We start from the raw sequence: 13,121 nt of genomic DNA, 5'->3' as shown, positions 1-13,121 counted from the left end.
ATGCCACTGCCCAGCTTGCCACAGAGATGGAGTCGTGCCCCTTTGGCCCGGAAGTTCCTGTATGTCGTCGCGTTTTTCACAGCCCTGGCAATCGCGGGAATGATCGCCTTCTCCTTCTTCGGCCCCCGGCTGATGCAGAGCGCGCTGGTGCCGCATGTCGGGTTCAGCGAACCGCCTGCCCTGCCCGCGAATTTCTATTCAGGTGGCGATGGATGGATCAGCCGGCCGGACGGGCGCCGCGACGACCCTGCCCGCTGGCAACCGGCCGCGAAACTCGCAGAGGCGGTCCCAGCCCAGAAAGCGGCGATCTTCTTCGTCCACCCCACCAGCTCGTTCGAAACGCTCCACTGGAACGCGCCGATCAACGACCGCATCGCAAAAGCGCAGGCCGCGCGGTTCGTGCGCATTCAGGCCAGCGCTTTCGCAGCGGCGGGCGATATCTGGGCGCCGCGCTACCGGCAGGCCGTGTTCGGTGCCTTCCTCACCGAAAAGGCGGACGCCGCGCTGGCGCTTGAGCGAGCCTATGCGGACGTGAAGGCCGCCTTCGCACAGTTCCTCGCCGCCAATCCGCAAGGGCCGATCATCCTTGCCGCGCACAGTCAGGGCAGTCGCCACCTGCTGCGGCTGCTCCATGAGGAAGCGGGCAACACTGCACTCAAGGCGCGGCTGGTCGCGGCCTATGTCGTCGGCTGGCCAGTCTCCGTAGAGCATGATCTGCCCGCTCTCGGCCTGCCCGCCTGCACGGGGCCGGGCACGACCGGCTGCGTGCTGAGCTGGCAGAGCTTTGCCGCGCCGGCAGACACGTCAGCCGTGGAAGCGTCGTTCGACCGCGAGCGCGGACTGGACGGCCAATCGCGCGCCGGGTCGGCCATGCTGTGCACCAATCCGCTCAATGGCGGCGCGGCGCCCGATGCGCCGGGCGATGCCAATCTGGGCGTGCTGCGCGGTGATGGCGAGGCGGCGTCGACCGTGCTGCTCACGCCCGGCGAGATCGGCGCGCGCTGCGCTGGCCGTGGCTTCCTGATGCTGGACAGCGCGCCCAAGCTCGGCACCTTCGTGCTCCCGGGCAACAATTACCACGTCTACGACTATCCCCTGTTCTGGGCGAACATCCGTGCCGATGCGCTCGGCCGACTGGCGGCATGGCACCGCTGATGGTCGGGGAAACGCTGATCACGCTCGACAAGGCGTCCTTCGCGCAGGCGCTGCCGGCGGGTGGACGCCTGCTCGGTATGGACCTTGGCACCCAGACCATCGGCCTTGCCCTGTGCGATGCCGGCTGGAGCATTGCCAGCCCCGCGCACACGCACAAGCGCGGCAAGTTCAGCAAGGACCGGGATGTGCTCGCCCAGTTCATCGCCCAGCAGTCGGTCAAGGGCCTCGTTATCGGCCTGCCGCTCAACATGGATGGCAGCGAAAGTCCGCGTAGCCAGGCCGCCCGCGCCTTTGCCCGCAACATCGCGGTGCTCGGCCTGCCGGTGCTGCTCTGGGATGAGCGCTGGTCGACCGTCGCGGCCGAACGGGCGATGATCGCGCAGGACATGAGCCGGGCCAAGCGCGCTGAAAAGATCGACGCCCACGCCGCCGCCCTCATCCTGCAGGGGGCCATTGACGGCCTGACGATGGGCTGACCGGCGCATGACGGAAACGCACATCATCTGGGGCTGGCTGGTGCTGATCAACCTCATCACCCTCGCCGCCTTCCGCCATGACAAGCAGCGCGCCATTGCCGGGGGACCGCGCATGCGCGAGCGCGATCTGCTGACCCTGGCGGCGATCGGCGGGACGATTGGCGCCTGGCTCGCCATGCGACTTTTCCGGCACAAGACCCGCAAGCGGGACTTCTCCCGCGCGCTGTTCCTCATCGCCGCCGCCCAGTGCGCGCTCATCATCCTGCTCGATCTCAATGCCTGGACAACCCCGAGCTGATACATCAGCGCTTGAGTCCGCCCCGCCGCTCCACTAACGAGGCGCTTTAATGACAATATCGCCCTCTCCCGCCACCGGCCTCATCGGCCGGGACAATTTCCCGCACCGGCATCTGGTGGGAATCGCCAATCTGGCGCCGCATGAAATCCGCTTTTTGCTGGATGAAGCCGAGCAATGGGCCTCGCTCAACCGTGCCGGCAGCCGCAAGCATGATGGGCGCCTCGCCGGCCTCACGCAGATGAACGCCTTCTTCGAGAACAGCACGCGCACGCTGCTCTCCTTCGAGGTTGCGGGCAAGCGGCTGGGCGCGGACGTGGTGAACATGCACGCCGCCCAATCGAGCGTGAAGAAGGGCGAGACGCTCATCGATACCGCCGTGACGCTCAACTCGATGCGCGCCGACGTGATGGTGATCCGTCATATGAGTTCGGGCGCCGTGCAGTTGATCGCCGACATGGTGGATTGCCCCGTGCTCAATGCCGGCGATGGCCGCCACGAGCACCCGACGCAGGCGCTGCTCGACGCGCTGACCATAAGGCGGCGCAAAGGCAGCTTCGAGGGGCTGATCGTCACGATATGCGGCGATATTCTCCACAGTCGTGTCGCCCGCTCCAACATGCTCTGCCTCACGGCCTTGGGCGCGCAAGTGCGGGTGTGTGCGCCGCCGACGCTGATGCCGCCTGCGGTGGAACGCTATCGGGTTACACCGTTCCATGACTTCAACGCCGCGCTGGAAGGTGCGGATGTGGTGATGATGCTGCGCATTCAGAATGAGCGGATGGACGGGGCCTTCATCCCCTCGGCCCGCGAATTTCACGCGCTCTATGGTCTCACGCCCGAGCGGCTGAAGCGCGCCAAGCCGGACGCGATCATCATGCACCCCGGCCCGATGAACCGAGGCGTGGAAATTGTCAGCAGCGTGGCCGACGATCCGGATCGCTCGGCGATCACCGAGCAGGTCGAGATGGGGGTCGCTATGCGCATGGCCTGCCTCGATGTCCTCACCCGCACAGCCCGGGGAGTCGAAGGATGGGCCTGACCGCGATCATCAACGCACGCCTGTGCGATCCGACCGCCAGCGCCCTCTCCGAAGGCACGCTGCTCGTTGAAGACGCGGCGATCGCAGCGGTCGGCGTGGTAAAGGTGCCTGACGGCGCCGAAATCGTCGATGCCAAGGGCATGATCCTCGCGCCGGGCATCATCGATCTGGGCGTGTTCCGCACCGACAAGCCGGCCTTCCACTTCGCCGGCATCACCCGCGCCGCGCTGATGCCGGACCAGTCGCCCGTTCTCGATGAGCCGGGGCTGATCCAGCACGCCGCTCGGGCCGGCAAGCCGGACTTCTGGGTACATCCGCTCGGCGCCGCGACGCGCGGGCTGGAGGGGCGCGAACTGGCGGAAATGGCGCTGATGAAGTCTGCTGGCGCCCGCGCCATCGCGACCGGCCGGCGCTGGATAGCCGACTCGGGCGTGATGCTGCGCGTCCTGCATTATGCCGCTGCGCTCGACCTGGTGGTCATTACCCATGCCGAGGATGGCGGCCTGACGGCCAATGCCGTGGCGACGGATGGCGAAACGGCCTCGCGCCTCGGCCTGCCCAGCGCCCCCGCCAGCGCCGAAGCGATGGCCATTGCGCGGGATATCGCGCTGGCGCGGGAGGCGGGCGCACGCCTGCATGTCCGCCTCGTCACCACTGCGGCCGGCTTCGCGCTCATTCGCGCGGCCAAGGCCGAAGGGTTGAAGGTGACCTGCGGCACCAGCCCCTCCTACCTCTTCCTCAACGATGCGGCGGTGAGCGATTTCCGCACCTTCGCACGCCTCTCCCCGCCACTGCGCGATGAGCGGGACCGGCTTGCCACGATCGAGGCGGTCGCGGATGGCACCGTCGACGTGCTGTGCTCGGGCCACGATCCGCGCGGCCCGGAAGACAAGCGCCTGCCCTTCGCGGACGCCCTGCCCGGCATCGCCGGCGCCGAGACACTGCTCCCGCTCGCGCTCAATCTGGTGCGTGAAGGCAAGATGACCGAAACCCGGATGATGGCCCTGCTCGCGGCCAATCCCGCCGCGATCCTCGGCCTCGATGCGGGACGGCTGGCGCCGGGCGCGCCGGCGGACCTCATCCTCATCGCACCTGACACACCCTGGATCGTCGATTCGGCCAAAATGGCAGCAGCGGCCGGCAATACGCCGTTCGACAAGCTGCCGGTTCAGGGCCGGGCGCGGATGATCATGAAAGGCGGCGTGATCCGCTGAGCGGATCGCCCACCGGCCCCATCACCGCGATGCGAATTGCGACCCGCCGGCCGGGGCGCCAGCGCGCGCCATGCGCGATGCATTGCTGTCATCGCGGCGCACGTAACAAGCCTGCCCCTCGCCGCGCAAAGTTTGGCACAGGGAACCGGCCGCGCCCCGGCTGGCAAAGCCACCCACCGCCACGCGATGGAAGGTGCGCCCATTGACGCTCGCGGCGGCAACGATCTCGCGATAGCCAGCCAGATGCGGGTTGCGGCGCATATCCTGCCACTTCACTCGCGCCATCGTTGCGCTGTCGAAGGCGCCGAGTTGGATCACCCAGTCGCCCGAAGCGCGACCCGGCCTGGCCGGCAGGACCGGCACCGCGCGAGACGCGGCGGCGATCTTCACCCCCATCGACGGGCTGGATGCAGCCGGCGCAAAGGCCATCTGAGCGATGTCGGGCGCCCTTGGCGCTGGCTCCAGGACCAGTAAAGGCGCTGCTGAGAGGATTTCGGCGGACGGCGCGCCGTAGGGCGCGTTCGCCGGGGACGCGATGGGAGAATCGGCTTTTGCCGGACCAGCCGGGTCTGAGGACCGGCTCGAGGGCGGGATCGCGACCGATTGAACGGCGGATGCTGCGCGCTCAGCATCGGCCGCTGCCGCAGGTGCAGCCGCTTCAGCCGTCTTCGCCGGCGACGGGGCGACGTCCTTTGGAGGTGCCCGTTCCGCAACGGCGGGAAGCTCGAAGCTGCGCAGCGCGAGGCGAGACGGCATCCCGGCATCGTCGGCACGGGGCGCAACCCCAGTCAGGGCAGCCACCCGCGCGCCGGGTTCAGCCTGCGCCACGGCCTGAGACCAGCGCCCGATGCGCTGCTCGGCCTCTTTGGAGGACAGATCCTGCCCGGCGATCAGCCGTGCCTGCCCCCAGGCGCCACCCAGCGCCAAGGCAAAGGCGAGGTTCTGTCGTGTCTGTGCCGAGGCGTCGGGTTGGCGCGCGGCGTAAACGAGCGCGCGCACGCCCTCCTGCACGTCGCCAGCCATGGCCATGGCGAGACCATAGTCCGAGGCGGGCAGCGTGGCAGCGTTGTCGGCGAGCAAAGCCTGGGCCGTGCTGTCATTGCCCAGCGCGGTCTCGCACAAGGCCAGGCTGATGATCGTGCGGACATCGCTGTTGCCCAGCGCCATGGCGTCCGTAAACGCCGCCTGTGCCGAGCGATAGCGGCCATTGGCGAGATAGGCACGGCCCAGCAAGACGCGATGGCCTGCAGTAGCCGGGTCGGCGGCGACCAGCGCCTCGGCAAGGTCGAGCGCGCGGGCGAACTTGCGATCCGCGAGCGCTGACTCGATCTTGGGCGAAAGTTGCGCAACCGAGGGCGTCGCGCGCGCGCTATGGGACTGGAGACCCAGCTGTGCGCAGCCGCCCAGCGTCACGCTGGAGAGCGCCACCGTCACCAGCAGCAAAGGCATTTTTACGGAGCGCGCCATATGCTTCACGCCTCCAGTCCCGAGCTGGATTCAATCTCTTCGGCGAGCGCCTGCACATGCGCGTCGGCGGCAATCATCTGATCCAGCGCCTCGATGAGAAGCTGCTGGGCGGAGCGCTTCGAGACCGCGCTCAGCAGGCGCAGGCGCAGGTGCCTCTCGCTATCGATCCGCAGCGTGAACGCCGCCTTGCGGCCGACGCCCGCCAGACTGGCCGGGCGCTTGGAAGGGACTTTCGGCGGCGTGACGCGCAGGCTGATTTGCTCGGCGAGAGCCAGCATCTGCTGCTTGGCCGGGGAGACCGGCGCCGGGTCGCTCTCAGCCACGGACACATTGGCGTTGATCGGCACCGCAGCGTCCGTCCCGTTGGCCGACGCTAGCATGTGGGGGGCAGCGCCCTCCCCCATGTCATTCCAGCCAAGGTCATCATGGACGGTCGGGGCGGTCGAAAGACCCGGCACCGCCGGGCGACGCATGGCCGGGCGCGCAGTGCCCCGCCGCGCGAGCAGGCTCGCGGTCAGCGATGCCGCAGGGCGCGGCTCGGTCATGGAATTATCGCGATTCATCCCTGCACCACCCGACGCCCGAAGCCGGTCTGGCGCGACATCGCCGCTGCGACATGGCTGGGCGAAAACACTGTCCGCCGGAAATTCCGCTCGAGCCGATCGGCCACATAGCTCCAGAGCTGCTCGACCTCCTGCGCCGAGCGTCCCTTGGGATCGAAGTCCATCACCGTGCGCCCATCGATCATCGAGGAGGCAAAATCGGTGCGCTGGTGAATGGTGACCGGTGCCACCGTGCCGTGCTGCGAAAGCGCAATCGCGGCTTCCGAGGTGATGCGCGCCCGCGGCGTTGCCGCATTGACCACGAAGATAAGCGGCTTGCCGGCGCGCTCGCACAGGTCGACCGTCGCGCCCACGGCACGCAGATCGTGGGGGCTGGGCCGGGTCGGCACCACGATCAGCTCGGCGACGCCGATGACGCTCTGAATGGCCATGGTAATGGCGGGCGGCGTATCGATGACCGCCAGCTTGAACCCTTGCTGGCGCAGCGCCTCAAGATCGCCGGCGAGACGCGCGACGCTTGTCTGGGCAAAGGCGGGATAATCGTCGCTGCGCTCGTTCCACCAATCGGAGAGCGAACCCTGCGGATCGATATCGATAAGGACGACCGGCCCCGCGCCAGCGCGCTGCGCCTGAACCGCAAGATGGCCAGATAGCGTGGTCTTTCCCGAACCGCCCTTCTGAGATGCTAGCGCCAATATCCGCACGACATTCCCCCGCTCGATCATGGATCGGGCAAGGAAATCTCACGCTTCCCTCTAAGATTCGGTTAAGTGCGCTGCCGGCCGCAGGAGAGACAGGGCTAACCCGTCACCCACTGCGCCCGAGCGATGCCCAAAGCATGCAGCAGAACGCTGAGGTCACCCCGCTCGATGGCGGCATCGGCAGCGGCGCGCGTCTTGGGCTTGGCATGGTAGGCAACGCCTAGCCCGGCCGCCTCGATCATCGGAATATCGTTCGCGCCGTCACCGATGGCGATGGACTGCGCGGGCGCCAATCCGCCCTGTTGCGCCGCCCCGAGCAGTTCGGCGCGCTTGCGTGCGGCATCGACAATCGGTTCGCCGACCGTGCCGGCAAGCTTGCCGTCCGCGATGTGCAGGGTGTTGGCAATGGCGACATCGAACCCGATCTCCTGCGCGACCGGCTGCGCGAACGGCACGAAGCCGCCGGACACCAGGATCGTGCGTGCGCCGCGCGACCGCAGGGTCTGCACCAGGGCCCGGGCGCCAGGCATCAGCCGCACCCGCTCGGCACGGCAGCGATCGATCATGGTCGCGTCCAGACCCTTGAGCAGCGCGACCCGCCCGGTCAGCGCCTGCGCGAAATCCAGTTCCCCGCGCATTGCTCGCTCTGTGACCGCCGCGATCTCGTCCTTGAGCCCTGCATAATCGGCCAGCTCGTCGATGCACTCGACGGTGATCATCGTCGAATCCATATCCGCCACGAACAGACGGCAGTCGCGGTTCGCCGCCGCGAGCACGAACAGGTCGGCGGGCGGCGCCAGCGCTTCCAGCGCCGCGCGCGCAACGGCCCGGTCGCCGGCGAACGGCAGGTCCACAGCCTCACCCGCCTCGATCCAGACCGGCGCGGCGACATCGAGACCCGCCTGCGCCAGCGCATCGCGCGCGGCGGTCACGTCCCCCTGCCCAAGTCCGTCATGCGCGACTAAGGTCGCAATCATGTCCCGTCCGTCCGAAATGCCGCCAGCCATGCCTGATCCTGATTCCCTGCCCGAAATGCGCGACCGGGAGCGGCCGCCGGTCGCGCTTATTGCCGGGCCGACCGCCAGCGGCAAGAGCGCAGTCGCAATGCGGCTCGCGCGGGCGACGGGCGGCATCATCATCAATGCCGATGCCAGCCAGGTCTATGCGGACCTCAATGTGCTGACCGCCCGCCCGCCCGAGGAGGATCTCGCGCAAGCCCCGCACCGCCTCTTCGGCCATATCGACGGCATGGAGGATTGCTCGGCCGCGCGCTGGGCGCAGGAGGCCAAGGCGGAAATCGACGCCGCCCATGCAAAGGGTGTTCCGGCCATTCTCGTGGGCGGCACCGGGCTTTATCTGCACACGCTGCTGCATGGCATCGCACCGGTGCCGGCGATCGACCCCGCGATCCGCGAGGCCGTGCGCGCGCTGCCGGTGGCGCAAAGCTATGCCGCGCTGGAACTGGAAGACCCAATCAGCGCAGGGCGACTCAATCTGGCGGATACCTCGCGCGTCGCGCGCGCGCTGGAGGTCGTCCGCTCGACCGGGACGCCGCTCCCCCAATGGCAGGCCCGGCGCGAAGGCGGCCTTGCGGGACACATGCGCATTCACGGCGCGGTGGTGATGCTCCCGCGCGAGGTGCTCGCCGAACGCGCCGAGCAACGGCTGGACCTCATGCTCGCGCATGGCGCCATCGAGGAGGTCAAAGCGCTCGTTCGCCGTGACATTCCGCAAGATCGACCGGTGCTGCGCGCACTCGGCGTTCGGGAACTCGCCGCGATGTTGGCGGGCCAAATCGACCTGGCGACGGCACGGGCGGCCATCCTCCAGCAGACCATCGCCTATCAGAAGCGGCAGCGGACCTGGACTCGGGGCCGGCAAGCCGGCTGGACGACCATCGATCCGCAGGCTGCGGTGATCATTGAAGACTTCAACAGCATCGCGCCGGAGGGCCATTAACGGCCACCTGCTCGTCTGTACCAAAACCGGACACGGCTTTCGACGTACAAGATGAACGCTTCAACGCTCTGACAAATGGTATAAAGGCCGTTCATCTTTCGCCATCCCGCACCGACGGAGACCTGTTTCATGCTCAAGCGTTCGTCCCTTGCCATCGCGCTCGGCCTCGCCGCGTTTGCCAGCGCCCCCGCCCTCGCATCCGGCGATGCCGCTGCGGGCCTTGAAGCGCTCAAGAACTATAATCTCATCGTGCTGGGTGACGTGAACCTGAAGCATGATGTCGAGGGCAAAATGCTGGTCGGCGGAAACCTGACCGGCGCGAGCCAAGTCGGCATCGGCAATTCGAGCCAGGGCCAGACAAAGAATGCCGGTATTCCCGTTCTGACAGTAGGCGGCAATATCTCCAATGCCGACATCAAGGTGCATAACGGATCCAATGGCGGCGTCGGCACCATCGCCAGCGGCGGCAGTGCCTCGGTCGCCGGCAATGTCAGCAACAGCTGGCTGACGATGAACTCGACGCCCCGCACCGTGACGGTTGGCGGCAACTTCACGGGCAGCAATCCCAACATCGGCAATGGCGACGTCTATACGATCGGCGGCAGCTTCTCCGGCGGGACGATCAACCAGAGTGGCGGCACGCTGAATGTCGGCGGCACGGCGTCGGGCAATTTCAACGGCGGCACGCGCAACTTCAATCTCGACTCCGGCAATTCCGGCTATGCGGCCTCGGTCTCGGCACCCATCACGGCGACCGTGACCAAGGTCTCCGACGATGTGCGCGCGCTCTCGACCGCGCTCGCCTCGCTCAACATGGCGAGCAACCCGAGCGGCTTCGACATCACCGGCACGGCCATGACGCTGAACGCCGTGGATAATGGCGCCGGCTATGCGCTGTTCTCCTTCAATGCGGCCGACTTCGCATCGATCAACAGCCTGAAGTACAACTTCTCGGGCACGACGCCGGTCATCATCAATGTGTTCGGCACCGATGTGAACCTGGGCTTCAACTCCAACGGCGCCAACCAGGCGAACAACCAGCAGGTCATCTGGAACTTCGTGAACGCGGAGACGCTCAACTTCTCCGGCAACATCTTTTATGGCTCGGTCCTGGCGCCCAGCGCCAGCCTGCTGATCCACACCCCGATCGAAGGTTCGGTCGTGGTCGGGCGCTATACTGATGGCAATGGCGGCGAGATCCACCTCGGCACCTTCAACGGCAACCTCAATCTGGTGCCCGTGCCCGAGCCTTCCACCTGGGCGATGATGATCATGGGCCTGGGCCTGACCGGTCTGGCGATGCGTCGCCGCGCGAAGACCGTCGCCTTCGCCTGACGGCCACGATCTTCATCATCCTTGAAAAGCTGGAACGGCGCTGACTTCGGTCGGCGCCGTTTCCATTTGGGACGCTGGCGGGAGCATGCCCGCTCAATAAAATGTTGCAGATTTTTCCATTATTGTAATTTTATTACTCAATATTGATTTGACACGGCATTTTATAATCCATAGAGGCACCAACCTTGTCAGGGCAGCTCCTTTCGACCAAGGGCGCTGCTAATGGTTTTCAAGGAGTTTCCCGTGGCCGAGAGAAGCGGCGCCGACATTCTGGTTCAATGCCTGCTCGATCTGGGGGTCGACACCGTGTTCGGCTATCCCGGCGGCGCGGTGCTGCCGATCTATGACACGATCTACGATCACCCGAAGATCCAGCACATTCTCGTCCGCCACGAGCAGGCTGCGGCCCACGCCGCCGAGGGCTATGCTCGTTCGACCGGCAAGCCCGGCGTCGTGCTCGTCACATCCGGCCCCGGCGCGACCAACGCGATCACCGGCATCACCGACGCGCTGATGGATTCCATCCCGATGGTCGTCATCACCGGGCAGGTGCCGACGACGCTGATCGGCACGGATGCGTTCCAGGAAGCCGATACCGTCGGCCTCACCCGCCACTGCACCAAGCATAATTATCTGGTGAAGAGCCCGGCCGATCTGGCCGCGACGGTGCACGAGGCGTTCCACATCGCGACCTCCGGCCGCCCCGGCCCGGTCGTGATCGATATTCCCAAGGACGTGCAGGTTGCCACCGCCGCCTATGAGAAGCCCTCGCTGAATGCCCATCCCAGCTACCGGCCGCAAACCGAGCCGGACGCGGAGATGATCGACAAGGCCATTGCGCTCATTCTCGATGCCAAGCAGCCAGTCCTCTACACGGGCGGCGGCGTCATCAACTCCGGTCCCGCAGCCAGCGAAGCCCTGCGGGCGCTGGCCGACATGCTCGGCGCACCGGTCACCTCGACGCTCATGGGCCTGGGCGCCTACCCCGCCTCCTCGTCGCAATGGCTGGGCATGCTGGGGATGCATGGCACCTACGAAGCCAATTTCGCGATGAACAAGGCCGATCTCATTCTCGCGCTGGGTTCGCGGTTCGATGACCGTGTGACCGGCCGGCTGGATGCGTTCGCCCCGCTCAGCAAGAAGATCCATGTCGACATCGACCGCGGCTCGATCAACAAGATCGTGCCGGTGGACGTGCCCGTTGTCGCCGATGTCGGCCGCGCGATCGAGGCGATCATCGCGGGCCTGAAGGCGCGCGGCTTCAAGAAGCCCGATTACAGCGGCTGGTGGTCGCAGATCGACGAGTGGCGCGCACGCAAGAGCCTCGACTATGTCGAGACCGGCGCGGAGATCATGCCGCAGCGGGCCATCGCCGAGCTTTACAACGCGACCCGCGACCGCGACACGATCATCACGACCGAAGTCGGCCAGCACCAGATGTGGGCGGCCCAGCACTATCATTTCGAGGAGCCGAACAAGTGGCTCACCTCGGGCGGGCTCGGCACCATGGGTTATGGCTTCCCGGCCGCAATCGGCGCCCAGCTCGGCAACCCCGATTCGCTGGTGATCGATGTGGCCGGTGACGCCTCGATCCAGATGAACATCCAGGAGCTTGGCACGGCGATCCAGTATCGCCTGCCGGTCAAGATCTTCATCCTGAACAACGAATATATGGGCATGGTCCGCCAATGGCAGGAACTCACTTATGAAAGCCGCTATTCGCACAGCTATTCGGACAGCCTGCCCGATTTCGTGAAGCTGGCCGAAGCCTATGGCGCGGCCGGCATTCGCATCGAGACGATGGACGAGCTGATCCCCGGCATCCGCCGGATGATCGACACGCCGGGTCCGGTCATTGTCGATTGCCGGGTGGCCAAGCTCTCCAACTGCTTCCCGATGATCCCGTCTGGCGCGGCGCATACCGACATGCTGCTCGACCCCAGCCAGGTCTCCGGGACGATGGACGACGAGGCCAGGGCACTGGTCTGATGACCCAGCCCGTCCGCCTTCGCCTCCATGTCAGCGAGCCGTTCGATTTCGAGCGGCACAATGAGAGTGCCGACCTGTTCGGCACCACGCGCGACCATGGCGACGAGGATGCGGGCGAGTGGGTGATCACGCTGGAAAGCCGGTTTCACTTCAACGAGCAGGATTATGACAGCGTTCTGGTATCGCCCCGCTATGTTGGAGAGCCGCTGCGCCGGGTGTTCGATGCGATGCTGGGCGAACCGGTGCGTATCGCCCACCGCACGCCCGAGGGTTGGCATTATGCCATGACCGGCATGCTCTCGGTCGCGCCGCCCCTCAGTGACGGCCCGGCCGGGACGCCAGACGATCCAACCGGTCTCTGACCGAACCGATTTTGAACCCATTGCGATTTCTTGACGAGGACGAAGAGTGATGCACATCCGCCAGGAGGACAGCGAACGCCATGTGCTGTCCGTCACGGTCACCAACGAGGCAGGCATTCTCGCGCGGATCGCGGGTCTGTTTTCGGCACGCGGCTATAATATCGAGAGCCTGACCGTCGCGGACGTGAGCGCGGACCATAAGGTCAGCCGCATCACCATCGTGACCAATGGCCCGCCGCGCGTGATCGACCAGATCATTGCCCAGCTGGAGCGACTTGTGCCGGTGCACAAGGTGACCGACCTCACCGAGATCGGCCCGTTCGTGGAGCGCGAGCTGGCGCTGGTGAAGGTTGCCGGCACCGGCGAGGCGCGCATCGAGGCGCTGCGGCTGGCGGACGTGTTCCGCGCCAAGGTGGTCGACACCACGCTGGAGAGCTTCGTCTTCGAGATCACCGGGCCGAGCAGCAAGGTCGATACGTTCGTCGGCCTGATGCGCGAGCTGGGGCTCGTTGAAGTGGGCCGCACCGGCGTTGTCGGGATGCTGCGGGGCGCCGCCGCCTGAA

The 13,121-nt window shown here is 66.4% G+C and carries 14 protein-coding genes; 10 read left to right on the top strand and 4 right to left on the bottom strand.

All coding sequences use genetic code 11. The features are described 5' to 3' along the window. Window positions 1–42 precede the first annotated feature (42 nt). From M2336_RS10775 to M2336_RS10755, 5 genes are read left to right on the top strand one after another with little or no spacing between them, the layout of a single operon-like run. Complete coding sequence (locus M2336_RS10775; protein WP_264572523.1) at window positions 43–1,155, top strand: DUF3089 domain-containing protein; 1,113 nt, start codon at window positions 43–45, stop codon at window positions 1,153–1,155. Continuing rightward, window positions 1,155–1,631, top strand: a complete 477-nt coding sequence (gene ruvX, locus M2336_RS10770; protein ID WP_181561379.1) for a Holliday junction resolvase RuvX — start codon at window positions 1,155–1,157, stop codon at window positions 1,629–1,631. Before M2336_RS10775 ends, ruvX begins: the two co-directional genes overlap by 1 nt. A 7-nt stretch (window positions 1,632–1,638) precedes the next feature. Next, window positions 1,639–1,929 carry a DUF1294 domain-containing protein gene (locus M2336_RS10765; protein ID WP_264572522.1) on the top strand — a complete coding sequence of 97 codons (291 nt, stop codon included), beginning with the start codon at window positions 1,639–1,641 and terminating at the stop codon, window positions 1,927–1,929. Window positions 1,930–1,978: 49 nt separating this feature from the next. Continuing rightward, complete coding sequence (locus M2336_RS10760) at window positions 1,979–2,968, top strand: aspartate carbamoyltransferase catalytic subunit (RefSeq protein WP_264572521.1); 990 nt, start codon at window positions 1,979–1,981, stop codon at window positions 2,966–2,968. Further along, window positions 2,959–4,182, top strand: a complete 1,224-nt coding sequence (locus M2336_RS10755; RefSeq protein ID WP_264572520.1) for a dihydroorotase — start codon at window positions 2,959–2,961, stop codon at window positions 4,180–4,182. Before M2336_RS10760 ends, M2336_RS10755 begins: the two co-directional genes overlap by 10 nt. Before the next feature lie 21 nt (window positions 4,183–4,203). On the opposite strand, the gene M2336_RS10750 is transcribed toward M2336_RS10755, so the two are convergent. From M2336_RS10750 to serB, 4 genes are all read right to left on the bottom strand, one after another. Next, the gene (locus M2336_RS10750) at window positions 4,204–5,649 is read right to left on the bottom strand and encodes an SPOR domain-containing protein (RefSeq protein WP_264572519.1); all 1,446 of its coding nucleotides are present in this window, start codon (window positions 5,647–5,649) and stop codon (window positions 4,204–4,206) included. A 5-nt stretch (window positions 5,650–5,654) separates the two neighbouring features. Further along, a complete protein-coding gene (locus M2336_RS10745; protein WP_264572518.1) occupies window positions 5,655–6,194 on the bottom strand; it encodes a hypothetical protein in 540 nt (179 codons plus the stop codon). A 14-nt stretch (window positions 6,195–6,208) separates the two neighbouring features. Then, window positions 6,209–6,916 (bottom strand): ParA family protein, encoded by a 708-nt coding sequence (locus tag M2336_RS10740; protein ID WP_264574857.1) that lies wholly within the window; start codon window positions 6,914–6,916, stop codon window positions 6,209–6,211. 95 nt (window positions 6,917–7,011) lie between these two features. Then, a complete protein-coding gene (serB, locus tag M2336_RS10735; protein ID WP_264572517.1) occupies window positions 7,012–7,920 on the bottom strand; it encodes a phosphoserine phosphatase SerB in 909 nt (302 codons plus the stop codon). Between serB and miaA the strand changes: the two genes are divergently transcribed. From miaA to ilvN, 5 genes are all read left to right on the top strand, one after another. Then, window positions 7,919–8,872, top strand: coding sequence for a tRNA (adenosine(37)-N6)-dimethylallyltransferase MiaA (miaA, locus tag M2336_RS10730; protein WP_264572516.1), 954 nt, complete (start codon window positions 7,919–7,921; stop codon window positions 8,870–8,872). The genes serB and miaA overlap by 2 nt on opposite strands. Window positions 8,873–9,001: 129 nt before the next feature. After that, entirely contained in the window at window positions 9,002–10,207 is a 1,206-nt protein-coding gene (locus M2336_RS10725) for a collagen-binding domain-containing protein (RefSeq protein ID WP_264592984.1), read from the top strand. 243 nt (window positions 10,208–10,450) lie between these two features. Further along, window positions 10,451–12,196 (top strand): acetolactate synthase 3 large subunit, encoded by a 1,746-nt coding sequence (locus M2336_RS10720; protein WP_264572514.1) that lies wholly within the window; start codon window positions 10,451–10,453, stop codon window positions 12,194–12,196. After that, on the top strand, window positions 12,196–12,558 hold the full coding sequence (locus M2336_RS10715) for a hypothetical protein (protein WP_264572513.1): 363 nt from the start codon (window positions 12,196–12,198) through the stop codon (window positions 12,556–12,558). Before M2336_RS10720 ends, M2336_RS10715 begins: the two co-directional genes overlap by 1 nt. A gap of 49 nt (window positions 12,559–12,607) precedes the next feature. Then, a complete protein-coding gene (gene ilvN, locus M2336_RS10710; protein ID WP_181559290.1) occupies window positions 12,608–13,120 on the top strand; it encodes an acetolactate synthase small subunit in 513 nt (170 codons plus the stop codon). Window position 13,121: the final 1 nt, after the last annotated feature.

This window comes from Sphingobium sp. B1D7B (assembly GCF_025961965.1).
Classification (GTDB): domain Bacteria; phylum Pseudomonadota; class Alphaproteobacteria; order Sphingomonadales; family Sphingomonadaceae; genus Sphingobium.
Note: the sequence above shows the minus strand (reverse complement) of the source record. Positions and strands in the feature narration are given on the sequence as shown.

Coding starts and splice junctions, on each gene's coding strand:
- ruvX (WP_181561379.1), top strand. CDS start 1,155: ATGGTCGGGGAAACGCTGATCACGCTCGACAAGGCGTCCTTCGCGCAG.
- M2336_RS10765 (WP_264572522.1), top strand. CDS start 1,639: ATGACGGAAACGCACATCATCTGGGGCTGGCTGGTGCTGATCAACCTC.
- M2336_RS10760 (WP_264572521.1), top strand. CDS start 1,979: ATGACAATATCGCCCTCTCCCGCCACCGGCCTCATCGGCCGGGACAAT.
- M2336_RS10755 (WP_264572520.1), top strand. CDS start 2,959: ATGGGCCTGACCGCGATCATCAACGCACGCCTGTGCGATCCGACCGCC.
- M2336_RS10750 (WP_264572519.1), bottom strand. CDS start 5,649: ATGGCGCGCTCCGTAAAAATGCCTTTGCTGCTGGTGACGGTGGCGCTC.
- M2336_RS10745 (WP_264572518.1), bottom strand. CDS start 6,194: ATGACCGAGCCGCGCCCTGCGGCATCGCTGACCGCGAGCCTGCTCGCG.
- miaA (WP_264572516.1), top strand. CDS start 7,919: ATGCCTGATCCTGATTCCCTGCCCGAAATGCGCGACCGGGAGCGGCCG.
- serB (WP_264572517.1), bottom strand. CDS start 7,920: ATGGCTGGCGGCATTTCGGACGGACGGGACATGATTGCGACCTTAGTC.
- M2336_RS10725 (WP_264592984.1), top strand. CDS start 9,002: ATGCTCAAGCGTTCGTCCCTTGCCATCGCGCTCGGCCTCGCCGCGTTT.
- M2336_RS10715 (WP_264572513.1), top strand. CDS start 12,196: ATGACCCAGCCCGTCCGCCTTCGCCTCCATGTCAGCGAGCCGTTCGAT.
- ilvN (WP_181559290.1), top strand. CDS start 12,608: ATGCACATCCGCCAGGAGGACAGCGAACGCCATGTGCTGTCCGTCACG.